The sequence below is a fragment of the Hydrocarboniphaga sp. genome (genome assembly GCF_965279055.1).
Classification (GTDB): domain Bacteria; phylum Pseudomonadota; class Gammaproteobacteria; order Nevskiales; family Nevskiaceae; genus Hydrocarboniphaga.
In genome coordinates this window covers 4,839,636-4,862,705 of record NZ_OZ257125.1, presented here as the reverse complement: position 1 = coordinate 4,862,705, position 23,070 = coordinate 4,839,636, and the positions used below count along the sequence as shown (strand labels likewise).

General features: G+C 66.8%; 16 protein-coding genes. 10 read left to right on the top strand and 6 right to left on the bottom strand.

Translation table 11 applies throughout. The features are described from left to right. Nucleotides 1–171: 171 nt before the first annotated feature. Nucleotides 172–975 (top strand): glucose 1-dehydrogenase, encoded by an 804-nt coding sequence (locus ACQZF9_RS21755; RefSeq protein ID WP_428311057.1) that lies wholly within the window; start codon nucleotides 172–174, stop codon nucleotides 973–975. 32 nt (nucleotides 976–1,007) lie between these two features. Here the strand turns inward: ACQZF9_RS21755 and pyrF are convergent, their stop codons facing one another. The 3 genes from pyrF to hrpA all read right to left on the bottom strand — a co-directional run bounded on the left by pyrF (nucleotide 1,008) and on the right by hrpA (nucleotide 8,632). After that, the gene (gene pyrF / locus ACQZF9_RS21750) at nucleotides 1,008–1,715 is read right to left on the bottom strand and encodes an orotidine-5'-phosphate decarboxylase (protein WP_428311056.1); all 708 of its coding nucleotides are present in this window, start codon (nucleotides 1,713–1,715) and stop codon (nucleotides 1,008–1,010) included. Between the two features lie 147 nt (nucleotides 1,716–1,862). After that, nucleotides 1,863–4,181: a DEAD/DEAH box helicase gene (locus ACQZF9_RS21745; protein ID WP_428311055.1), complete on the bottom strand. Its 2,319-nt coding sequence runs from the start codon at nucleotides 4,179–4,181 to the stop codon at nucleotides 1,863–1,865. Continuing rightward, nucleotides 4,178–8,632, bottom strand: coding sequence for an ATP-dependent RNA helicase HrpA (gene hrpA, locus ACQZF9_RS21740; protein ID WP_428311054.1), 4,455 nt, complete (start codon nucleotides 8,630–8,632; stop codon nucleotides 4,178–4,180). The genes ACQZF9_RS21745 and hrpA overlap by 4 nt, the downstream gene beginning before the upstream one ends. A gap of 141 nt (nucleotides 8,633–8,773) precedes the next feature. On the opposite strand from hrpA, the gene ACQZF9_RS21735 reads away from it, so the two are divergent. Beyond that, nucleotides 8,774–9,616 (top strand): DUF6279 family lipoprotein, encoded by an 843-nt coding sequence (locus ACQZF9_RS21735; RefSeq protein WP_428311053.1) that lies wholly within the window; start codon nucleotides 8,774–8,776, stop codon nucleotides 9,614–9,616. A 192-nt stretch (nucleotides 9,617–9,808) separates the two neighbouring features. Here ACQZF9_RS21735 and ACQZF9_RS21730 read toward each other — a convergent pair whose 3' ends face one another. Beyond that, a complete protein-coding gene (locus tag ACQZF9_RS21730) occupies nucleotides 9,809–10,450 on the bottom strand; it encodes a YceH family protein (RefSeq protein ID WP_428311052.1) in 642 nt (213 codons plus the stop codon). A 181-nt stretch (nucleotides 10,451–10,631) separates the two neighbouring features. Beyond that, entirely contained in the window at nucleotides 10,632–13,628 is a 2,997-nt protein-coding gene (locus ACQZF9_RS21725; RefSeq protein ID WP_428311051.1) for a parallel beta-helix domain-containing protein, read from the bottom strand. 341 nt (nucleotides 13,629–13,969) lie between these two features. On the opposite strand from ACQZF9_RS21725, the gene ACQZF9_RS21720 reads away from it, so the two are divergent. From ACQZF9_RS21720 to ACQZF9_RS21685, 8 genes are all read left to right on the top strand, one after another. After that, nucleotides 13,970–14,425, top strand: coding sequence for a type IV pilin protein (locus ACQZF9_RS21720; protein WP_428311050.1), 456 nt, complete (start codon nucleotides 13,970–13,972; stop codon nucleotides 14,423–14,425). Then, a complete protein-coding gene (locus tag ACQZF9_RS21715) occupies nucleotides 14,425–14,928 on the top strand; it encodes a pilus assembly FimT family protein (protein ID WP_428311049.1) in 504 nt (167 codons plus the stop codon). The genes ACQZF9_RS21720 and ACQZF9_RS21715 overlap by 1 nt, the downstream gene beginning before the upstream one ends. Then, on the top strand, nucleotides 14,906–15,352 hold the full coding sequence (locus tag ACQZF9_RS21710; RefSeq protein WP_428311048.1) for a type IV pilus modification PilV family protein: 447 nt from the start codon (nucleotides 14,906–14,908) through the stop codon (nucleotides 15,350–15,352). The genes ACQZF9_RS21715 and ACQZF9_RS21710 overlap by 23 nt, the downstream gene beginning before the upstream one ends. Further along, a complete protein-coding gene (locus ACQZF9_RS21705) occupies nucleotides 15,345–16,007 on the top strand; it encodes a PilW family protein (protein WP_428311047.1) in 663 nt (220 codons plus the stop codon). Before ACQZF9_RS21710 ends, ACQZF9_RS21705 begins: the two co-directional genes overlap by 8 nt. A 1-nt stretch (nucleotide 16,008) precedes the next feature. Next, nucleotides 16,009–18,198 carry a hypothetical protein gene (locus tag ACQZF9_RS21700; protein ID WP_428311046.1) on the top strand — a complete coding sequence of 730 codons (2,190 nt, stop codon included), beginning with the start codon at nucleotides 16,009–16,011 and terminating at the stop codon, nucleotides 18,196–18,198. 315 nt (nucleotides 18,199–18,513) lie between these two features. Continuing rightward, nucleotides 18,514–18,795, top strand: coding sequence for a hypothetical protein (locus tag ACQZF9_RS21695; RefSeq protein WP_428311045.1), 282 nt, complete (start codon nucleotides 18,514–18,516; stop codon nucleotides 18,793–18,795). Nucleotides 18,796–18,862: 67 nt separating this feature from the next. Beyond that, nucleotides 18,863–20,029 (top strand): phytanoyl-CoA dioxygenase family protein, encoded by a 1,167-nt coding sequence (locus ACQZF9_RS21690; RefSeq protein WP_428311044.1) that lies wholly within the window; start codon nucleotides 18,863–18,865, stop codon nucleotides 20,027–20,029. Between the two features lie 16 nt (nucleotides 20,030–20,045). Beyond that, nucleotides 20,046–21,476: a cation:proton antiporter gene (locus ACQZF9_RS21685; RefSeq protein ID WP_428311043.1), complete on the top strand. Its 1,431-nt coding sequence runs from the start codon at nucleotides 20,046–20,048 to the stop codon at nucleotides 21,474–21,476. Between the two features lie 89 nt (nucleotides 21,477–21,565). Here ACQZF9_RS21685 and ACQZF9_RS21680 read toward each other — a convergent pair whose 3' ends face one another. Then, entirely contained in the window at nucleotides 21,566–23,005 is a 1,440-nt protein-coding gene (locus ACQZF9_RS21680) for an FAD-dependent oxidoreductase (RefSeq protein ID WP_428311042.1), read from the bottom strand. Nucleotides 23,006–23,070: the final 65 nt, after the last annotated feature.

Below are 23,070 nucleotides of genomic sequence, written 5' to 3'. Positions count from 1 at the left end.
ACACGGCCGAGCCTGCTGTGCATCCTGCTCCTTGCATCCTTGCGGCCAGGTGACTGGCTGGGGTCGGCAACCGGCACTACTTGCTGTCGATCGGAAGCGGCGCCGCTTCAGCGCCGAGTCGCCGGGCGCGCGCTATCTGTTTGGGCCGATCAGGCAGAAGGTAGAGCCAACATGGCCGAGCAGGTACTCGCGGGGCAAAGCGCACTGGTCACGGGCGGCAGCTCGGGCATCGGCGCCGGGATTGCGGTGGCGCTCGCAGCGGCCGGAGCGGACGTGGCGGTGAACTACCACTCCGGCGAACAGGCCGCGCTCGAAATCGTCGAGCAGATCATGGCGATGGGCCGCAAGGCGATCGCGGTGCAGGCCGATGTCGGCGACGAGCGCAGCGTCGCCGCGCTGTTCGAGCAGAGCGTCGCGGCTTTCGGCACGCTCGACATCGTCGTCAGCAATGCCGGCCTGCAGCAGGACGCGGCTTTCGTCGAGATGAGCCTGGCGCAATGGAACCAGGTGATCGCGACCAATCTGACCGGCATGTTCCTGTGCTGCCAGCAGGCGGCGCGCGAATTCCTGCGCCGCGGTCTGCGGCCGGTGTCGAAGGCGCGCGGCAAGATCATCTGCATGTCCTCGGTGCACGAGGCGATCCCCTGGGCCGGCCACGCCAACTACGCGGCGAGCAAGGGCGGCATCAAGGCGATGATGGAAACCATCGCGCAGGAGCTGGCGCCGCAACGCATCCGCGTCAATTCGATCGCGCCGGGCGCGATCAGGACGCCGATCAACAGCGACGCCTGGAACACGCCGGAAGCGCTGAAGCAATTGTTGAAGATGATTCCCTACGGCCGTGTCGGCGAGGCCGGGGACATCGGCAACACCGCAGTGTGGCTGGCGTCGGATGCCTCGGACTACATGACCGGGCAGACGCTGTTCATCGACGGCGGCATGACGCTTTATCCGGAGTTCGCACGCGGCGGTTGAGGCTACGCGACCTGAGAACGGAGATTGCGGCATCACAAGGCCGCAAGAATCTCCTGCTGCATCGCCAGCGCGACCGCGCGCGGATCCGCGGCGTCGCGGATCGGGCGGCCGACGACCAGATAGTCGGCGCCGGCCCTGATCGCCGCGGCCGGCGTCATCACTCGCTTCTGGTCGGCAACGACGCGGTTCTCCACCGGGCGTATGCCCGGCGTCACGCAGATCAGCTCGCGCGGCGCTTCGGCGCGTAGCTTTTCGACTTCCAGGCCCGAGGACACCACGCCGTCGCAACCCGCCTGCAGCGAGCGGCGTGCGCGCGACAGCACCAGCGTGGCGATGTCGCACTGAAAGCCGAGGTCGTCGAGATCGCCCTGGTCGAGGCTGGTCAGCGCGGTCACCGCGAGCACCTTGGTGTTGCCGCTCTTGGCGCCGGCCGCGGCCTGCATGATCGACTGGTTACCGTGCACCGTGCAGAAGTCGGCGCCGCGCTCGGCGAGATTGCGCACCGCGCGCGCGACGGTTTCCGGGATGTCGAAGAACTTCAGGTCGACGAAGACTTTCTTGTTCTGCTGCTTGAGCCAGTCCAGCAGCTCGAAGAAGCCCGGCGCCATGCACAGCTCCATGCCGATCTTGTAGAACGTGCCGGAGTCGCCGAGCGTGGTGACCAGGCCGCGCGCGGCGTTCGCGTCGGGTACGTCGAGCGCGATGATCAGGCGGTCGGCGGCGGGGATTTCAGTTTTCATTTCGCTTCCATTTTCGCACATGACGTTCGTTGCGTCCCTCGATACGCCGGATGAAACCCGGCTACTCGGGAAGAACGGGTTTTTGATATGTCCCCCGTTCCTCCCGAGTAGCGCCGCAGGCGCGTATCGAGGGACGCAAACGCAAACTCACAGCGGCGCGAACAGCGCCTCCAGATCGGCCTCGTCGAAGCGCAATTCCGTGGTCGCGCCGCCCTCGAACACCGCGCGCGCCAGCTCGGCCTTGCGCGCCTGCAGGGCCTGGATTTTCTCCTCGACGGTACCGGCGCAGATCAGGCGGTAGACGAACACCGGCTTGTCCTGGCCGATGCGGTGGGCGCGATCGGTGGCCTGCGCCTCGACGGCCGGATTCCACCAGGGGTCGTAGTGGATCACGGTGTCGGCCGCGGTCAGGTTCAAGCCCACACCGCCGGCTTTCAGGCTGATCAGGAACACCGGGACTTCGCCGGACTGGAAGCGCGCCACCAGATCTTCGCGGTTGCGCGACGAGCCGGTCAGCATCAGGTAGCTGATCTTTTCGGCGGCCAGCGCGGCGGCGATCAGGTCGAGCATTTCGGTGAACTGCGAGAACACCAGCACGTGGCGGCGCTCGTCGGCCAGTCCACGCAACAGGGTCAGCAGCAGATCGAGCTTGGCCGACTGCGGCACGCGTTTGGCGCCCTCGAGCTTGACCAGGCGCGGATCGCAGCAGACCTGGCGCAGCTTCAGCAAGGCATCGAGCACGATGATGCCGCTGCCTTCGACGCCACGATCGCCGACGACTTCGCGCACTCTTTCGTGCTGCGCCAATCTCAGCGTTTCATACAGCTCGCGCTGGCGGCCCTCGAGTTCGACCAGGCGCAGGATCTCGGTTTTCGGCGGCAGATCACGCAGCACGTCTTCCTTGCGCCGGCGCAGCATCAGCGGGGCGATGCGCGCGTTCAGACGATCGCGTGTGTCGGCGTCACCGTGTTTTTCGATCGGTGTGCGGAAGTGGCGGGTAAAGCGTTTTTCGTCGCCGAGCACGCCGGGCTCCACCGCGTCGAACTGCGCCCACAACTCGCCCAGGTGATTTTCCAGCGGCGTGCCGGTCATCGCGAGGCGGCGTCTCACGCGCAGCATGCGCACCGCGCGCGCCGCCAGCGTGCGGGCGTTCTTCACCGCCTGCGCTTCGTCCAGCACCAGCAGCGCGAAGTAGTGCGCGCGCAGCGCTTCCTTGTCGCGGCCCAGCAGCGGATACGTGGTGATCACCAGGTCGTAGGCGCCGATCCTGGCGAAGTGCCGGCGACGATCGCCGCCATGCAGCACCAGCACGCGAAGCGCCGGCGCAAAACGCTGCGCCTCGGCGCGCCAGTTGCCGACCAGGCTGGTCGGGCAAACCACCAGCGCGGCGCCGGCATCGCCGCCGAGGCGGCCGCGTTGTTTCTCGGCGAGCAGATGCGCAAGCACCTGCACGGTTTTGCCCAAACCCATGTCGTCGGCGAGGATGCCGCCGAGGCCGACGTCGGCAAGGAAGTTGAGCCAGCCCAGGCCTTCGCGCTGATACGGCCGCAGCTCGGCCTTGAAGCCATCCGGCGCATCGGCCGCGACCGCAGCCTCGCGCAATTGCTCGATGCTGGTACGCAGGCCTTCACCGCCCTGACGCAGCACACCGCTGCGTTCGATCTCGTCGATGACGCGGCTCTGCAGGCGGCTCAGCCGCAGGCTGCCGTCGGCCTCGGACGGCGTATCCAGCCATTCCAGCAGCGGTTCGAGCAGCGCGCGCAGCCGCGACAGCCGCAGCGGCACGCGACGGCGGTCGTCGATCGCGACCAGCAGCACCGCGTCCTCGGCTTCGTTCTTCGGCGGCCGACGCGGGAAGCCGGGATCGGTGATCAGCTTGCGCAGGATCGGCAGCAGATCGACGCGACGGCCGTCGATCTCGATGCCCAGGCTCAGATCGAACCATTGATTGCCGCTGTCGGCGACGTCGCCAACATCAATGCGCCAGGCCTCGGGCTCGCCGGTCATCGAATAGGGAAACCGCGGATCGAATTCGAGCCTGAAGCCGGCCGCGGCGAGGCGCGGCAACAGCACCAGCCAGTGATCCGGATCGGCCAGTTCGTCGCGGCCGCGCTCGAATACGTAGTCGCCGGTGCCGAAGCCCGGCGGGCGCGGGCGAATGCGCGTCGACACCAGCTGCGCATTGGTCAGGCGCAGCGTCTCGAGCTTGTCGCGCGCCTCGTTCTCGGCGCTGCGGCGACGCACGATTTCATAGACGCGTCCGCCGCTTTCACCGCGCTCGTGCGAAGGACCTTCCGATGGCAGCCGCCAGCCTTGATAGTCGAACGTGAGGCGCGCGCAGGCGCAGGCGGCGCGCACCACGTTCTGGCGCAGCGTGCGCTGATAGTCCTGCAGCCGCAGCTTCAGGATCGGCTGCGGATCGGCCTCGACCAGGATCGGCGCCGGGCTGTCGAAGCCGTCATTCACGCCGGCTCCTTGAGCTGCGCGTTGATGCGCTCGACGCTCGGCGAGCCGACCGCTTTCAGCTCCTGAGCGAACTGCGCGACGCGCCATTCCTCGATCAGCCAGCGCGCGCTGTGGAACGGGCCGGGCAGCTGCGCGACCTGTTTGCGCAGCGGCAGCGTCATGTCGATATCGCGCTGCGGCTTGTTCGGCAGCCGTTGCAGACGCGTCGCGATCGCCTTCAACCACACCGACACGCGCGGCCACTGCGCGTCCGGAAGCGCCTCGATGAAGCCCGGCGCCAGCAGCGAGTCGAGCTGCTGGTTCATGTCGGCGATCGAATCCGGCCAGCGGTTGTCCAGCGCGCGGATGCTCCTGCGCAGCTCGGCCGCGGTCAGCAACCAGGCGCAGACATCGTCGAGCAGTTTCACTGCGAGCCGGCCGAATTCGCCGCGATGCTGGACCGCGTCCTTGAACGCGTTCTCGGTGCGCAAATCCGCGAGTTTCCAGGTCTGTGCAGCGGCGCGTTCGGCGACCGCGCGCGCGATGGCTTCCGGATCGTAGCGGCCGGCGATCAGCGCGAGGCCGATCTTCGCCTTAGCGGTCTTGACCAGATCGCGCATGCGATCGGAGAGCTTGCTGAGCAGCAGCGCGCGCACGCCGACGAGGTGCGCGGCACGCGCGGCGTCGGGGGATTCGAACAGCGCGAGCGAGATTTTGCTCCCCTCTCCCGGTGGGAGAGGGGCCGGGGGTGAGGGACTCGCCGATCTTGAGCCAGATTGAGGCTGAGAGTCCCTCACCCGGCGCTGCGCGCCACCCTCTCCCGGGGGGAGAGGGCTTATGCAGAGCGCCGGCCAGGCGCGCGCGCCGTTGGCCAGGTCCACATGCTCCGGCAGATCGCCGAAATCCCAATCCTTGACCTCGCTGCGAACCCAGCGCCTGGCCACATCCTCGCGCTGCGCACTGACCGCGATCGCGGCGCGCGCCGGCTCGGCCTGGCCTTTCTTCAGAGCCGATAGAGATTCGGCGCGCGCCAGCACCTTGCCCTGCGCATCTTCGAGCACCAGGCTCGGCTTCAGATGCGCCGGCAGCTTGGTCGTGTCGAAATCTTCGGGCTTGAGCTTCACGCCGATCATCGCGTCGAAATGCCGCGCCATGCTCAGCAGAAAATTGTTTTCTGCGCCTTCCTCGATCTGCATGCGCGCGCTCAGTGCGTTCGCATATTCGGCGGCCGGTGTGCACTGCCGGCGCAGGTTCATCGGCAGGCTGCGGATCAGCGCCTCGATGCGCGGCGCGCGCAGGCCCGGCACCAGATAGTCGAACGGCGCATCCGGCAGCTGATACAGCAGGCTCAACGGAATGTGGAAGCTGACGCCGTCCTCGTCCTCGCCGGGCTCGTGCTGATAACTCAGCTGGAGCGTGTGGCCGCCGATGTCGATCAGATCGGGGAACAGGTCTTCGACATCCGCATTCGCGCCGGGACGCAGCACGTCCGGCTCCTTCATCTTCAGGATGCGGCCGGGATCGCCCTTGTCCGCGCTCGCGGTGCGCAGCCAGGCTTTCAGGTTGTTCGCGGTGCACACGTCCTGCGGAATGCGCTGGTCGTAGAACGCATACAGCTGCGACTCGTCGGCGAGCAGATCGGGCCGGCGCATGCGCGCCTCCTTGTCCTGCACGTCTTCGATCAGCTTCAAGTTGTCGGTCAGAAAGCGCGGCTTCGCCGTCCAAAGTCCGCGCACCAGGCCTTCGGTGATGAAGATACGGCGTGCGTCGACCGCATCGATCGAGCCGTAATGGCAGTTGCGCTTCAGCAGCTGCAGTCCGAACAGCGTGTGATATTCGGTGCACTGCACTTCGCCGCGCTCGGCGTTCCACACCGGATGCGTGACGGTCTTCTTGACCAGATGCGCGCCGACTTCGGACAACCATTGCGGCAACACGTCGGCGTTGGTGCGCGCGAACAGCTGGCTGGTCTGCGACAGCTGAGCGGACAGCAGCCAGGGCGGCGGCTTCTTGGCCAGAGTCGAGCCCGGAAACACGCGGTATTTGCGCCCGCGCGGCCCCTGGAATTCCGGCCGCTCGTTCTTCTCGGCCGGGAGCCGCAGGCCGATGTGATCGATCAGGCCGGCAGCCAGCGCCTTGTGAATCTGCGGATACAGTTCTTCGAGCTTTTCGGGGCTGAAATCCGCGAGTTTCTTCCCCTCTCCCGCCGGGAGAGGGTGGCCCGAAGGGCCGGGTGAGGGCCTCGCAGCCGCAGCGAGAATCGCCTCCAGCACCGACTCCGGCTGCTTCAGGAATTCATCATTCCAGAACCGCAGCAAATTGATCCCGCGACTGGAAAGAAAAGCAGTGCGCTCGGTGTCATGAACCTGCTGAGCAGACTCGTTGTGCTGTCCGCCATCGAGTTCCACCGCGAGCTTCGATTCGTCGCAGTAAAAGTCGAGCGTGTAGGCGCCGACCGGATGCTGACGACGGAACTTCAGGCCGTTGAGACGCCGATCGCGCAGCAGATACCAGAGCTTGGATTCGGCGTCGGTGGACTGGGCGCGCAGCTCACGGGCGAAGGCGAGTGCCTGTGCGTCCAGTTTGGGTTTCGTGGCGACTGGGACGCCCTCACCCCTGCCCCTCTCCCGGGGGGAGAGGGGTTTTACTCGCGTCATGTCGACGATCTGCTTGTAGACCGACTCCCATTCCTCCATGCGCAGGTAGGAAACGTACTGCTCGCGGCAGATCTTGCGCAGCGCGCGGTTCGACGCGCCCTCGCTCCACTTCTGCCACTCGCGCCACAGGTTGAGCAGCGTGTAGAAATCCGAACGCGCGTGACGCCAGACCGCGTGTTTCTGCCGCGCCTGGGTCTGCTGGTCCGGCGGCACTTCGTGCGGGTCCTGCACCGACAGTGCGGCGGCGAGCACGCAGACCGCGTCCTGCTCCTGGCCCTTGCCGGCGGCGACGATGCGGGCGATGCGCGGATCCAGCGGCAGGCGCGCGAGCTCGCGGCCGAGTTTGGTCAGCGCGCGATCGTCGTCGAGCGCGCCGAGTGTCTGCAGCAGGCGATAGCCTTCGGACACATGCCGGTTCTCGGGCGCATCGACCCACGGAAAATCGTCGACGTCACCAAGGCCGAGCGCGGCCATCTGCAGGATCACGCCGGCCAGATTGGCTCGCAGCACTTCCGGATCGGTGAACAGATCGCGGCCCTGGAAATCGGCCTCGGTGTACAGGCGCAGACAAGTGCCGGGGCCGATGCGGCCGCAACGCCCTGCACGCTGATTCGCCGCGGCCTGGCTGATGCCTTCGATCTGCAGCTGCTGCACACCGAGCCGCGTCGAATAGCGGTTGACGCGCGCGGTGCCGGTGTCGACGACGTAGCGTATGCCCGGCACCGTCACCGAGGTTTCGGCGACATTGGTGGCGAGCACGATGCGCGGCGCGCTGCCGCGACCGAACACGCGGTCCTGCTGCTCCGCCGGCAGCCGCGAATACAGCGGCAGCACTTCGGCTTTCGGAAAGCGGCCCGGCAGCGAGCGCGCCAAGTCGCGGATTTCGCGCTCGCCGGGCAGGAACACCAGCACGTCGCCGGGACGTCCTCCGCCCGCCCAGAGTTCGTCGATGCCGTTGCCGACCTGGCCCTCGAGATCGAGATCCGGATCAGGCTCGCGATAACGCATCGTCACCGGGAAGGTGCGGCCTTCGACTTTCAGGATCGGCGCGGGGCCGTTCGCGTTTTCGAAGTGTTTTGCCAAGCGCTCCGGATCCAGCGTCGCCGAAGTCACGATCAGCTTGAGGTCGGGCCGGCGCGGCAACAGCCGCTTGAGCCAGCCGAGCAGGAAGTCGATGTTGAGGCTGCGCTCGTGCGCCTCGTCGATGATGATCGTGTCGTAGGCGGTCAGCTCGCGGTCGCGCTGCAGCTCGGCCAGCAGAATGCCGTCGGTCATCAGCTTGACCAGGCTGGTGTCACCGACGCGGCGATCGAAGCGCGTCTCGTAGCCGACCAGCTGGCCCAGCGGCGAGCCCAGCTCCTGGGCGATGCGGGTGGCGACGCTGCGCGCGGCCAGCCGCCGTGGCTGCGTGTGGCCGATCAGCCCGCGCGTGCCGCGGCCCAGCTCCAGGCACAGCTTCGGCAGCTGCGTGGTCTTGCCCGAGCCGGTTTCGCCGCACAGCACGATCACCTGGTGGTCGAGGATCGCGCGGCCGATTTCCTCGCGCGCCTGGCTGACCGGCAGCTCCTCGGGGAAGGCGATCGTCGCGGGTTTCAGGCGCAGCCGGTTCTCGGCCTTCAGCGAGGCCGCATCGAGATCCCGGCCGAAGCGCGCCAAGTCCACAGGCTGCCCGCCGGCGGCGCGCCGCAGCAGGCCGTCGAGGCGCCGGTCGTCGGCGATCAGCAGCCGGCCGCTGGCCGCGTTGTAGCGCGCCAGCAGCTCGGGCGGCAGCGTCGACGAGGACTTCGTTTCGGCGGTGGCGGGACGGCTTTGCAAGAGGGATTCGTTCAGGACCGCGAGGGCAGGCTATGCAGGACCACAGCCGGGTATTGTCCCCCGCAGAGCCGCCGGGAAGCCAGCCAGCAGAGGCAGGCGCCGGCCCCAGAACCGGTTCGCCGCGCTAGCAGGAGTCATTTGATGGCCATCAATGGCAGGCGGATCGCCCTCGCGACGGGCCTGGCGCTGCTGGTGCTGCTCGCCGCCGGCTGCAGCCGCATCGGCCTGGTCTACAACCGGCTGGACACGCTGGCGCAATTCCAGATCGGCCGCTATGTCGATCTGACCGCGCAGCAGCGGGCCGACTTCGACACACGCTTCGACGCGACCTGGGCCTGGCACCGCCGCAGCCAGCTGCCGCTGTACGCGGCCGAGCTACGCCAGCTCGCGCATACCGTGGCCGCGCCGATGACGCCTCAGCAGGTCGAACAGCTCGGCGCCCGCTGGCGCGAGCACGCCGACCTGACCACGCGCGAATCGCTGAAGGTCGCCGCGCCGACGCTGGCCGCGTTGAGCGATGAGCAGGTCGGCGAGCTGCTCATCGCGGCCGAGAAGCGCGCCGCAAAGGAACAGCAGAAGCTAGCCAAACTCGACGATGCCGAGTGGCGTGCGCTGCGTGTCGACCAGGCGGCCGACCGCCTCGACGAGTGGACCAACGCGGTCACGCCGCCGCAGCGAGCACGCCTGGTGCAATGGGCAGCGCAACTACAGCGCCCGCCGCCCGACCCGCAGGCCGCGCGCCGCCGGCAGTTCGCCGAGCTGCTGAAAAGCCGCCGCGAACCCGGCTTCGAGCAGCGTCTGCAGACGTACGCCTTCGAGCCCTTCACCGGCGAAGTCGCCGCGATGAACGAGCCGCAAACCCAGGCCAGCCGCCAGCTGCTGGCCGAGCTCAGCGGCATGCTGACCGCGCCGCAACGCGCGTACTTCCGCGACAAGCTGCTGGATATGGCCAGACAGATGGATCAGCTGGTGGTGAATAAATAGCGGGCAGCAGCGGCGGCTTACGCCGCCGTGCGACCTGACCAGCCTACGTCGAACGGGGAAGCCACAACCCAAACCGTTCATGTCGAGTTGCCGCTTGCGGCGTATCGAAACATCGGACCGGGCTGCGATGCGTCCCTCGATACGCTTCGCGAGCGAAGCTACTCGGGAGGAACGGAGCGTCTAAGCGCGGCCCTAGGAAACCAGCTTCTCCAATTCAGCGACTCTCGCTTCCAGCGCCTCGACGCGCTCGATCAGCTGCGTGATCAGCGTGCTGTTCGACGACGACGAGCCGCCCGAAGACGACGAGGCCGGCGCGTCGTTCATCACCGGTATCGCGGCTTCGCCGCACAGCAGGTGCGCGTAGCGCACGGTCGACTGGCCGCTGGCGCGCGGTAGCAGTTTGACCAACGGCTGGGCGCGGTCGGCGAGATCGTCCAGCGCGGCCTGCACGCCGTCGATGTCGGCCGGGCCGTTGAGCACGCTGGCGTTGCTGCGGATTTCGGCCAGCGTCTGCGGGCCGCGCAGCATCAGGGTCGCCAGCACCGCGACGCCGGCGGGTTTCAGCAGCAGCTGGTGCTGGAACTGCTGGCGCCACTTCACCGCGCGCGGGCTGGACTCGTCGCGCTTGACCAGCCGCAGGTTTTCCAGCGCCATCAGCGCGGCGCCGGTGTCGCCCTCGGTCAGGTTCATCACCGGGCTGCGCGAGTTCTTCTGGTTCGCGGCCAGCATCGTCGCGTTCTGCGTCATCGGGTAGTACTGCGGCGTGGTCACGGACTTCTCGACCAGCGCGGCGAGCACGCGCGCCTCGTTGAGGCTCAGCAGCAGATCGGACATGGAACGCACCATCATCGAAAACGCGGGCGCGAATGCTAACAGCCATCGCGTCTCCTGTAGGAGCGGACCCTGTCCGCGACTGTGCCGGTGGGGCCTCAGTCGCGGACAGGGTCCGCTCCTACAGGAACAGCCGGTATCACAATCCGGCGTTCATCCCGCGTATCGAGGGACGCAGCCGCGGCTAACCGCCGCAGCTGGTCGAGCCCGGGTACTTGGCCTCGTCGGCGGTGATCACGGTACCGATCCACTGCTGGATCAGCGCGCTGGCCTCCTCGTCGACGACGCTGCGCGCCAGCGGTGGCATGCGCGCGGCCGGCGTGGTCGCCTCGGGGCCGATGCGGAACGCGAGCACCGAGTCGGCGACGTTGGCCGGATGGATGTCGTAAGTGCGGCCACCCTTGCCCTCCTGGCCGGTCGCGGTCGGGTTCTTGCAGATGCCGTAAGTGACGTCGACCTTGCGCAGCGAATCCAGGTAGAAGCCGGTGCTCGCGGCGAAACCGCGCACGTTGTGGCAGTGCGCGCAATTGACCTCCAGATACGCCCGCGCACGCGCCTCGATGTCCTGCGGCGTGCCGGCGGCGAAGCCGGCGTCGCCGGGCTTGTTGAAGGTCGGGATGCGTTCGATCCTGGCCGCGATCTGGCGCGTCTCGTCGACACCGAGATCGGTCGGGCAGCCCGCAATCAGACCGTGGCTGCACCAGTATGCGAGCTGGTTCTTGCCGGCGACTTCGTGCTGGCTCTGGCCGGTGACGCGCTGGCTCTCGCTCTGGTAGGGCCGGTTCATGAAGCGCACTTTCGGGCCGATCGGCGCCGCGCCAGGTTCGTTGTCCTCGTTGGAGTGGCAGCTCAGGCACTGGTTGGCGTGGGGCACCAGATAGGTGCTGGTCGATCCGCTGTGACGCTGGCCGGAATCGATGTCGGTGTGATCCCAGTGCGCGCTGGTCACCGCGCCGCCGAGCGTGAGTTTGGCGACGCGCTTGCCGGTCGCTGCGTCGGTCGACCAGACATAGGGCAGGCCATCCCAGCGCGCGACGCCCTTGCTCGACACGCGCTTGATCAGCAGCCGCGTTTCCATCGGCACTTCCGTGCCGGCGGCCTGGTCGTCGAACGAGAAGGTCTTGGCGATGATGGTGCCGGCCGGGAAGGTCAGCGCCGCGTTGACACCGTTGCCGGAAGAATCGCGATACACCGCGGTGGTGCCCGGCGGCAGGTAGGCGACGCGATATTTCACCGCGTAGTCGGTGAACAGCTTGGTGTTCAGCACATACGGCACGCCGCCGCCGAGCGGCTTGCTGGTCGGATCCTGGGCGTCTTCGAACAGATGATATTGATCCAGCGTCGGGCAGTTGACCTTGGCCGCGTCGAAGTTGACCGCGCCGGCCGCCACGCTCGCCTTGCACAGTTTCTCGACCTGCTCCGCGCTGGGCGCCGGATCGTAGTCGCCGCTGCGCACGAACGGCGGGATCACCACCGGCGGCAGCGCATCGAGATTGCGTCCGTACTGCGCCTTGCAGCGATGCGGCGTGATGTCCAGGTCGGCCGGGAATTTTGCGATCGCGGCCAGATCCAGACTGCTGGAGACGATCAGCTCCAGGCCCTTGGTGCCGTGGAAGTTGGAGAACGCCAGGCTGTCGCTGGAAAAATCGTTGTCGTCGTCGATGCACGACGGCGTCCAGTCCGGCTGTTTGCGCGGCGCGCCGCTGGCCGCGGTATCGAACTTGTAGGCGTTGTAATGGCAGCTCGGATCCGGCACTTCGTTGCTCAGCACCGGCTTGCCGCGCGCGTCCAGCGGCACCGGCTCGCCGTTGGCGTCGAGCGGGCGCGGGCAGTCCTTGTTGTAGCTGTCGAGCAGGCCGTCCCAGATGATGTGCGCGCCGCGCACGCCGGCCAGATTGCTGACGCCGGCCGACAGGCACTGCGCCAGATTGGTCGGGATCAGGCAGGCGACCTGGTTCTTCAGACCGACGATCGCCGGCAGAAATTTCGCGACATCCTGGTTCGCCAGGTTGGTCGTTGTCGGCAGCGGCAGATGGTTGCCGTTGTTGACGAACTTGTTGTGCCAGATATGCAGGCCTTCGGTGTACCAGTCGATGCGATGCTCGGCCGGGCGGCCGGCGCCTTCGGGGAAGATTTCGTAGCTGGTGTGGATGATGCCGGCAGTGTCGTTGTCGATGAACTGGTTGTCGAAGATGTCGATCTGGTCGTAGGCCAGCGTGATCATGCCGCTGCCCGAGGGCACGTTGCCGACGATGCCGCCGCTGGTGAAGTTGTAGGTATTGTTCATGCGCGCGGTGTTGCCGTGCATGCGCGAGCGGCCGCCGTACTGGCGCAGGCCGTCGAGGTCGTAAATCAGGAAGCCGCCGGTATTGCACTCGGCGAGGTTGTCGGCATATTCGCCGCCCTGCACGTTTTCGATCTCGAAGCCGAACACGTTGAACGCGCTGCGGCTGTTCCTGATGATCGCGTTGTTGGTCTGGCCGACGTAGATGCCGGCGTCGGACGCGCCGATGGATTCGCTGTCCTCGATCAGCACGTTCTCGCTGGACACCGGATAAATGCCGTAGCGGCCGGACAGCTTGCTGACCGTGTAATCCGGCGAGGTGGTGTCGGCGAGCGCGCCGAGCAGCTTGTTCTCCGGCGCATCGGGGTTGGCGGTCGCCGGATCGGTGCAGGGCACCTTGATCTTCGCAGCGAAGTTGCTCGCGTTGATCGGGTCGGCGCTGGCGCGGCCGCCGCCGGAGGACCAGATCGCGCGTACCCGGCTCAAGGTCGCGTGATCGACGCCGCGCAGCTCGATGCCGTTGCCGGCGGTGTCGACCACGGTCAGATCCTGGATGGTGATGCCGCGCACGCTGACCGCGAGAATGCCTTCGGGCGCGTTATTGGTCTTGAAGCTGAGCACGGTGCCGTCCTTGCCGCAGCCCTTGATCAGCACGTCCTCGGTGTGGCTCAGCTGCAGCGATGAGGTCAGCTCGTAGTAACCGCATTCGAACTGGATGACGTCGCCGGGCGCGGCCTGGATCATCGCCGCGATCATGTCGCGGGTCGCATCCGGGCCGGGCTTGATGGTGAAGTTGCGGCCGTTGCTGGCCGGCACGTCGCCGCCGCCATCGTCATCGCTGCCGGACGAGGAACCACCACCGCCGCCGCAGCCGGCGAGCAGGCCCAGTGCGATCAAGCCGGCGGCAACGCGGCCGATACGCCGAGGGTGAAGACCTGATTTACAGCGCAGGTCGACAGGCGAAGCGAATGCGGGATGCGACACGGATGATTCCCCCTCGGTAATGAGTCTGCTCGTCGGGCTCAAGCCCGATCTGTTGCACCCGCCCCCCGGCTGATGCACGGCTACCGCTCAAGCCTAGCGCGGCCGGCGTCGATGCGGCAGCGGCAAATCGCGCTCATGCCGGCACGGCGCCGATCACGGCCGGTAGAAATCAGCCACTAAAGTTCCGCGCGAATCCGCCGATAGCGATTTACTTCTTCCCACGTTGGGGACATTGCCGATCCGGCAATACCGCGATGCATCAGCAGATACCAGCGACTCGCAGAGGTCGCGGCGCCGCCGCCAGGCGCTCGCGTGGCTTCACCTTGATCGAGCTGCTGGTGGCACTGGTGATCAGCGCGATTCTCGCCGCGATCGCGCTGCCGACCTACACCAGCTATGTCGCCCGCTCGAAACTGCGCACCGCGCAGAACGATCTGGTGTCGCTGGCGCTGAACATGGAGAACTACTACCAGCAGCAGCTGACGTATCCGCCGGCCAACACCACCACCGCGGCGACGCAGACCTCGCTGCCCGGCTGGTCGCCGGCGCAAGGCGCCAACTTCAGTTACCAGATCCAGGCGTCGAGCTCTAGCAGCTACACGCTGAAAGCGACCGGCTCGGGCGCCGGCGTCAGCGGCTACATCCTGACGCTGGACAGCAGCAACAGCCGCCAGCAGACCACGCCCGCCGGCGCGGTGAGCACATGGTGATGCGCGCGCGCCGACGCGACCTTCAGCAGGGCCTGTCGATGATCGAGCTGATGATCAGCCTGGCGATCTCCGGCCTGCTGATGGTCTCGGCCGGCAACCTGACACAGAGCTGGATCGCGTCGACGCGGGTCAACAGCGCGCTGGCGGTGATGACCCAGGGCGTATCGCGTGCGCGCGCCATTGCGCTGCGCAATCCGGGCGGTGTCGCCAACGGCGCCTCGGCCGCGATCCTGTGCGTCAGCGACGGCACCGTCAGGCTGTTCTCGGCGACACGCAGTCCGCAGGCGGCGGCGACTTGCCAGAGCAGCGGCGGCCTGTGGAGCGCGCCGCTGGACAGCAGCGCCAGCGTGCAGGTCAACGGCACGGCGCTGTCCTGCCTGGCCTTCAGCAATCGCGGCACGGCGATCAATCCGGCCGCCGCCAGCGGCAGCGATACCTGCCCGGTTTCCAGCACCCTGCTGATCTCGTCGGCGAGCCAGAATGCGACCGTCACGCTCAACTGATCGCGGCGCAGCCGCGCGCTCGCAGCGCGGCGACGCGCTGCTCGAGGCGCTGGTCGGCGTCCTGCTGGTGGCGGTGATCGGCATGGGCAGCGCCTATACCGCGTCACGCGTCGCGGTCACGCACAAATACGCGCGCACCCAGGCGATGGCGATCAGCCAGCTGCGGCAGATGCTGCAGAACGCCAGCGACATCGCCAGCTGGTGCGCCGGCAGTTCGCCGCCGGCGGTGCGCATCCGCCCCGAAGACTCGAGCCTGGCGACCATCGATCTGCCGGTGACGGTGTCCTGCACCGCGGCGGGCACGCTCACGGTCGGAGGCAAGACCATCAGCGCGGCGCCGAGCCGGGTCACCCTGTCGGTGACTTCGGCCGCGACTTTCGGCGGCGCCGGCTCCATCGTCGTGGGCAATATCAGTGGTGGCTAAGCTCAGCTCGCGTCAGCGCGGCCTGAGCATCGTCAGCCTGATGGTCGGCATGCTGCTGTCCATCCTCGGCGCGGTGTCGCTGATGACGCTGTATCGCACGATCGTCGGCCAGAGCGTGCAGAGCCGTCAGCGCGCCGCGCAGGACGGTGGTCTGGCGGCCGCGACGCTGAGTGCGCAGATGGAGCTGCAGAACGCCGGCTACGGTATCGGCAGCAGCGCCGCGCGCGCGGCGGCGAATACCGATCTGGTGATGCTGTCGGGCGCCGCGCTCAACGGCAGCGGCCAGCTCAGCGGCACGGCGGTGACCATCGCCAGCGGCAGCACCGCCAGCGGCAACGCCATCGTCTGGGGCTCGCGTCCTGCCACCGCCTACGAATGCAGCGCGCTGCTGGTGCAGAGCAGCGGCCTGCTGCTGCTGCGGGCCAGCGGCAGCTGCAGCGCGGCGACGCAATGGGCCACGCTGAGCTGGACCCAGTCCGCCGAGCTGATTCCGGCCGGCGGCATCGGTAGCGCGGGCGCGACCCTGTTCCGCGTCGACAAGACCATGTGCTGGCCTTACGGCCTCGGTTCGATGTCGGCGCTGAGAGTCAGTTTGTGGGACGACAACTCGGCCTGGAAGACCAGCGCCTGCCTGACCAATATCGCGGGGAGCTGATATGAAACCGATACGACTCCCGCAACAACAACGCGGCATCGCCACGATCCTGGTGGTGCTGCTCGCCGGCACCGCGCTGACGGCGACCGTGCTCGGCGTGTCTTACGCGGTGCGCGGCGCGCAGGACAAGACGCTGTCGATGCACGCCTCGACCACCGCGCAGGCGCGGGCCTGGACCGGCGTCGAGCTGGTGCGCCAGTACCTGAAGCAGGAGAGCCTGGCGACGCCGCCATGGACCAGCCTGCCGTGGACCCCGGCGATCACCGGCATCAGCAGCAACGACCTGTCGGCGAAAGTCGTCGCGGTCAGCGGCCCGGACGCCAGCGGCCATTACAGCGTCACCGCCGACATCACCGGCGCTGGCGCGGCCTCGACCGCCAGCCTGCGCACGGTCTACGACGTGACGCCGGCGGTTGCCGCCAGCGGCAGTTCGAGCAGCGGCCCGAACATCGACGCGGCGAATTTCTACTACGACCTCAACATGACCGGCGGCATCGTCATCAAGGGCGGCAGCAATGCCAACTTCAACGTGCTCGGCAACGTCACGCTGAGTAGCGCCTCGATCGACGGCGTCAATTCGATCAAGGCCACTGGCAACGTCTCGGTCGGCAGCGGCATCAAGGTCAACTCGATCTACAGCAACGGCGACGTGAGCCTCACCGGCTCGTCGGCGATCGCCTCGGTGTCGGCGCTGGGCAATGTCTACGCGAACAGCTCGGGCCTGCAGAGCGTGGTCAACTGCAACGGCGCGATCGTGATCACCAACGGCTCCACCGGTACGGTCAACGCACGTGGTGCAATCACCGCCAGCAGCGGCGGCACGCACGGCACGCTCAACACCAACAGCACGACGCTGGTCACCAACGGCACCATCGACACGGTGAACGCGATCGGCAGCGTGATCCTCAGCGGCGGCGTCGTGCGCACCACCAACACCATGGGCTCGGACACCTGGACGTCGACCGGTGCCGGCGCGACCACGATCAACGCCAACAGCAGCGTGACGTATGCGGCCAGCGGCGGCACGATCAACGCGATCGGCGACGTGATCCTGACCGGCGGCGGCGCCAGCACGGTCAAGAGCAAGGGCAATGTGTTCGTGCGCAGCTACGGCGGCATCAGCTCGCTGCAATGCGCCGGCGGCCTGCAGGTGGACCAGTACGCCAGCGTCAGCGGCACCATCGGCGGCCTGCTGATCAAGCTGCAGCAGTACAACAGCGGTGTCAATGTCAGCGTGATTCCGGGCTTTTCGCCGAGCGTGGCCAGCGTCGCACTGACGCCGATCGCCGCGCTGCAGCCTTACTCGCTGAGTCGCCCGACCATCGATGCCTACACGCTGAAAACCTCTGCGAACTACCAGTTCGAATACCAGCTCACCGGCTACACCAAGATCACCGTCAGCAATGTCGCCGGCATCAGCGGCGGCGAATACGCGCTGGTCAGCGACGCAAGCAAGAAAGATTTCCTGTGCCCGCTGGCCTCGTTCAACGCCGTCGCCAAGACCTGCGCGGTTTCCGGCAGCAGCGCCAAAACCATATGCCAGGGCTATTCGCCGCAGAACAGCTGCTTCACCTATGCGCTGAACAAATGGACCATCGCCGGCATCAGCCTGGCGCCGGGCGCGATGTGGTTCGACGGCGACCTCGAAGTCAGCACCGGCACTTACTTCAACAGCTTCATCGCCACCGGCAATATCGTCACCAGCGGCGCGCATATCACCAAGGCGGTGAACACCGCCAGCTATGGCGCGATCTGCAACAACACGCCCACCGACGGCGTCACGCAGACCAGTTACTTCAGCGGGCTTTATCCGAGCAATTTCTGTAACACCACGACCTCGACCTTGCGCGGCGACCCGCTCGGCAACATCGCCTTCGTTGCCGGTGGCTACAAGGCCGGCCTGTTCGTCGGCGGCAACATCACGCTCGGCGCCAGCACCAAGACCTGGGGCACGGTGATCGCCGGCAATCTGTTCAACAGCGGCGGCAGCACCACGGTCTACGGCTATGTCGCCGCCGCCGGGCAGGGCACGTTGAGCGGCGTGCCGAACCTGCTCAGCGGCAGCACGACGATCGACCTGACATCACTGCCTGCGACCTATTCGCCGACGACCTTGCCGTGCATGAGCGGCTGCACGCCGGCGGCGGCGTCGACCGGCGATGCGTCGGTGCTGTGGTCGCGTTATCTGTAGCTATCTGTAGCTCGGTGGTCCGAGCTGATTCTGTCTAGCACGGCGCCGCATCCGCGCCGCGACGATAAGCGGATGCGTACATCTCCGGCTCAATTCGCGCCTGGATGGTGCACGTCTCGGTGTGTTATGGCGGTCCTGATCCGGAGTGCGTGCGGGAAAAAAGCCGTTTGCATCACATTCCTACGAGCGATATCGATATGACGCATCGCGCGGGGCACTGTTTTTGCTGATCCGCTGACAGGGAGCGCGTGATGGCGGCCTCAGCGCCGCCGCACCGCAAACAGTGCAAGGCCGTTTGAGAACCGGGGGGTGCTCATGGACGCAGTGAACAGGCCGGCGAAACCGGCCCGGCTGTGGAAAGACCTGCCGCTGATCCTGCCGATCAGCGTGCTGCAGGGTGGCGCCGTCGGCGCGATCGGCGGGCTGCTGATCGGCGGCCCCGCAGGCTGGCTCAGCGGCTACACCTACACCGGCTCGGCCTGGACGCTGGGCCTTCCGCTGGGCGTGCTGATGACGCTGCTGCTGATTGCGGCAGGCCTGAAGCCGGAGCCGGCCAGGCAGAAGCCCGGGCTGGCGCTGGTTTCGCCCGACCAGTAAGCGACACTTGCTTTGCCGCGAGTCCCACGCGGCTCGCGCTCACCAAGCCTGTACCCAGGAGAGGTCGATGTCCGCGATAGCCGAAAATCTCAACGTGATCCGCGAGCGCCAGCGCGCCAACATCCGCGAATGGATCCGCGCCAACGCCTTCCTGCGCCGCGCGCTGACCTGGCTGCCGATGCTGTTGGTGGCGCTGATCAAGGCGCTGCCGTTTCTGCAGCCGCTGTTTCCGGCCGGCATGCGCAAGTTCGCATCGAGCTGGGACTGGGAGATGCTGCGCGTCTACCTGCTGTCGTTCGGCGGCCGCGCCTACATGGATCAGCCCTGCCACATGCCCGATCCGCCGAGCTTCGCGCCGATGGCCGACGTCGACGCGCGCTGGCGGCTCAGCGAGGCGCAGATCAAGAGCTTCTACGACAACGGCTTCATCGGCCCTTTCACGCTGTGCTCCCCGGAAGAAATGGCGGTGTTGCGTGAGGAAGTCTGGAAGGAACTCGACCAGCCGTCGAAGACCTACGGCTTTCTGACCGGCCGCGATCGCCATCTGGATTGCCCGACGGTGTGGAAGCTGCTGCAGCGCCCGGAATGGACCGAGCGGCTCGCGCAGTTCCTCGGCCCGAACCTGCTGCTGTGGCGCTCGCAGCTGTTCCTGAAAAATCCCGGCGCGCCGGAAGTCACCTGGCACCAGGCCAGCACGTATCTGTCCGAAGAAGGCTACAAGGCGACGCTGTATCCGAAGCAGCGCGATCCGCTGTTCCAGCTGACCACCTGGGTCGCGTTCGACGACGTCGATCTGGCCAACGGCTGCATGCAGTTCCTCAAAGGCACGCACCGGCGCGTGCACACGATGCGTATCGGCGGCAAGGACGCGGAAGGTTTCGCCAAGGCGCGGATCAAGCTCGACGTCGACATCACGCCGGACATCATCGTCGACATGCCGATGAAGGCCGGGCAATTCATCATCTTCAGCGAGCGCTGCATCCACGGCTCGCCGCCGAACTCGACCACCGACCGCCGGCGCTGGGGCATGGCGTTCCGCACGATACAGCCGGACGTGAAGATCTACGACGACGAAATGAAGCACCAGGTGTTTTATCTGCAGGAGGAATTCGATCTGAAGAACTGGGGCGCGGTGCTGCTGCGCGGCCAGGATACGGCCGGCATCAACAAGCTGATCGATCCGTTCCCCGAGCTGCGGGTACCGGTCGCGGCACCGCTGGAGAGCGCGGCCTAGCGCCGCATCGCCGACGATGAGCGACAGCGCCTCCGTGTCCAGCGACGATCCGGGTCTGGTTCCGGATCAGGCCCGGCGCGGCGCCGCCGCCTGGCGCTCGCTGAGAACCCTGGGCATCTACGGCCTGCTGCTGGTCGCGGCGCTGCTCGCGTTCCTGGCGATCCGCGTCTACGGCGAAACCCTGCCGTCATTGCCTGGCGCCGCGACTCTGGCCGGCGGCGCGCTGGTGCATTCGGACGCGCTGTTTCGCGTGCTGCTGGCGCTGGCGGCGGTGCTGCTGGCCGGTGCCGTGCTCGGCCGCCTGTGCCGGCTGATCGGCCAGCCGCCGGTGATCGGCGAAGTCATCGCCGGCATCCTGCTCGGGCCTTCGCTGCTCGGCCCGGAAATTTCGGGCCTGATCCTGCCGCCGGCGATCGCGCCGCAGCTGAACATCGTCGCGCAGATCGGCGTGATCCTGTACATGTTCATCATCGGCCTGGAGCTCAACGGCGGCCTGCTGAAAGAGCGCGTGCACGCCGCGGTGACGATCTCGCAGGCCAGCATCGTGGTGCCGTTCGTGATGGGCGCGCTGCTGGCGCTGTACCTGTATCCGCGTTATGCGACCAGCGGCGTGCCGTTCACCAGCTTCGCGCTGTTCATGGGCGTGGCGGTGTCGATCACCGCGTTCCCGGTGCTGGCGCGCATCCTCAAGGATCGCGGCATGGAGAAGACCGAGCTCGGCACCCTGGCGCTGGGCTGCGCCGCGGCCAACGACGTCACCGCCTGGTGCCTGCTGGCGGTGATCATCGGCATCGTGCAGGCGCAGGTCGGCGCCGGCCTCAGAGTCATCGCCAGCACCTTGATCTACGCGGCGGTGATGCTGGCGCTGGTGCGGCCGCTGCTGCGCAAGCTAGTCAAGCTCTGGGACAGCGAGCCGCTGCCGCGCGCAGCCACCGCTTTCGTTTTTCTGGCGCTGGCCCTATCCGCGCTGTCGGCGGAAGCGATCGGCATCCACGCGCTGTTCGGCGCTTTCATGCTCGGCGCCGTGCTGCCGCACGACAGCGTACTGGCACGCACTTTCATGCGCCAGCTGGAACCGGTGGTGACGGTGTTCCTGCTGCCGGCATTCTTCGCCTTCACCGGCATGAACACGCGCTTCGATCTGGTCAGCGGTTACGAATCCTGGATCAGCCTCGGCGTGATCCTGCTGGTGGCGACGCTCGGCAAGTTCGGCGGAACCTACGTCGCCGCGCGCATGAGCGGCCTGGGCCAGCGCGACGCCGGCGCGCTCGGCGCGCTGATGAACACCCGCGGCCTGGTCGAGCTGATCGTGCTCAACGTCGGCCTGCAGCTCGGCGTGATCCCGCCGCCGCTGTTCGCGCTGATGGTGGCGATGGCGGTGCTGACGACGATTTCCACCGCGCCGATGCTGAAGCTGCTCGGTTTCGGGCAGAAAGCCGTGGGCTGAGGTTCCTGTAGGAGCGGGCTTGCCCGCGACTGAGACCTTCAAGGTCGCGGGCAAGCCCGCTCCTACAGGCGCTGCTGATTCAGCGCGGTTTACACGCCCAGATAGTCGAGGATGCCCTCGGCGGCCTCGCGGCCTTCGAACACCGCGGTGACGACGAGATCCGAGCCGCGGACCATGTCGCCGCCGGCGAAGACCTTGGCGTTCTCGGTCTGGAACTTGTGCTTGCCCGGCGCGGCGGTCTTGCCGAGGCCCTGGTGCACTTTGACTCGGCCGTCTTCATGCGTGCTGATGGTGTGCGCGTCGAACCAGCTGGCCGGGCTCGGGCGGAAGCCGAAGGCGATGATCACGCGATCCGCCGGAATGATTTCTTCCGAGCCTTCGACGACTTCCGGCTTGCGACGGCCTTTTGCATCCGGCGCGCCGAGCTTGGTGGTGACCAGCTTGACGCCTTCGACCTTGCCGTTGCCGACGATCTCGACCGGCTGGCGGTTCCACAAAAACTCGACGCCTTCCTCTTTCGCATTGGCGACTTCGCGGCGCGAGCCCGGCATGTTGGCCTCGTCGCGGCGATACGCGCAGGTGACGCTCTCGGCCTGCTGGCGGATGCTGGTGCGGTTGCAGTCCATCGCGGTGTCACCGCCGCCGAGCACGACGACGCGCTGACCTTTCACATCGAAGGCCATGTCGGCCGGCTCGATGTTGTTCGGCGTCAGCACGCGGTTGATGTTGGCGATCAAAAACGGCAGCGCCTCGAACGCGCCCGGCAGATCTTCACCGGGGAAACCGCCCTTCATGTAGTTGTAGGTGCCCATGCCGAGAAACACCGCGTCGTAGTCTTTCAGCAATTCCTCGAACGGCATGTCCTTGCCGATTTCGGTATTGAGCCGGAACTCGATGCCCATGCCCTCGAACACTTCGCGGCGCGTCTGCACCACGTCCTTTTCGAGCTTGAACGGCGGGATGCCGTAGGTCAGCAGGCCGCCGATCTGGTTGTACTTGTCGAACACCACCGGCTTGACGCCGTTGCGTACCAGGATGTCGGCGCAGCCCAGGCCGGCCGGGCCGGCGCCGATGATCGCGACCTTCTTCTTGGTCCACTTGACCTTGGACATGTCCGGACGCCAGCCCTTCTTGAAGGCTTCATCGGTGATGTATTTTTCGATCGAGCCGATGGTGACCGCGCCGAAGCCGTCGTTGAGCGTGCAGGCGCCTTCGCACAGCCGATCCTGCGGGCAGACGCGGCCGCACATCTCTGGCAGCGAGTTGGTCGCATGCGACAACTCGGCGGCCTGGAACAGATTGCCTTCCTCGAGCAGCTTGAGCCAGTTCGGAATGTAGTTGTGCACCGGGCACTTCCACTCACAGTACGGATTGCCGCAACCGAGGCAACGGCCGGACTGCGACTTGGCCTGTTCGACCGGAAACTGGCCGTAAATTTCCCGGAAATCGTGCACGCGCACTTCGACCGGCGCCTTCTTCGGATCCTGGCGCGGCACGTCGAGAAACTGGTTGGCGTTCTTGTAACCCATCGTTTTACCGCTCCTACTTGATTTATTTCCCCTCTCCCACCGGGAGAGGGGCCAGGGGTGAGGGC

What these genes read in the sequence shown, in the direction of transcription:
- pyrF (WP_428311056.1), bottom strand. Translation starts at nt 1,715, where the DNA reads ATGAAAACTGAAATCCCCGCCGCCGACCGCCTGATCATCGCGCTCGAC.
- ACQZF9_RS21685 (WP_428311043.1), top strand. Translation starts at nt 20,046, where the DNA reads ATGAGCGACAGCGCCTCCGTGTCCAGCGACGATCCGGGTCTGGTTCCG.
- ACQZF9_RS21695 (WP_428311045.1), top strand. Translation starts at nt 18,514, where the DNA reads ATGGACGCAGTGAACAGGCCGGCGAAACCGGCCCGGCTGTGGAAAGAC.
- ACQZF9_RS21720 (WP_428311050.1), top strand. Translation starts at nt 13,970, where the DNA reads ATGCATCAGCAGATACCAGCGACTCGCAGAGGTCGCGGCGCCGCCGCC.
- ACQZF9_RS21735 (WP_428311053.1), top strand. Translation starts at nt 8,774, where the DNA reads ATGGCCATCAATGGCAGGCGGATCGCCCTCGCGACGGGCCTGGCGCTG.
- ACQZF9_RS21715 (WP_428311049.1), top strand. Translation starts at nt 14,425, where the DNA reads ATGCGCGCGCGCCGACGCGACCTTCAGCAGGGCCTGTCGATGATCGAG.
- ACQZF9_RS21680 (WP_428311042.1), bottom strand. Translation starts at nt 23,005, where the DNA reads ATGGGTTACAAGAACGCCAACCAGTTTCTCGACGTGCCGCGCCAGGAT.
- ACQZF9_RS21700 (WP_428311046.1), top strand. Translation starts at nt 16,009, where the DNA reads ATGAAACCGATACGACTCCCGCAACAACAACGCGGCATCGCCACGATC.
- ACQZF9_RS21755 (WP_428311057.1), top strand. Translation starts at nt 172, where the DNA reads ATGGCCGAGCAGGTACTCGCGGGGCAAAGCGCACTGGTCACGGGCGGC.
- ACQZF9_RS21710 (WP_428311048.1), top strand. Translation starts at nt 14,906, where the DNA reads ATGCGACCGTCACGCTCAACTGATCGCGGCGCAGCCGCGCGCTCGCAG.
- ACQZF9_RS21730 (WP_428311052.1), bottom strand. Translation starts at nt 10,450, where the DNA reads ATGTCCGATCTGCTGCTGAGCCTCAACGAGGCGCGCGTGCTCGCCGCG.
- ACQZF9_RS21690 (WP_428311044.1), top strand. Translation starts at nt 18,863, where the DNA reads ATGTCCGCGATAGCCGAAAATCTCAACGTGATCCGCGAGCGCCAGCGC.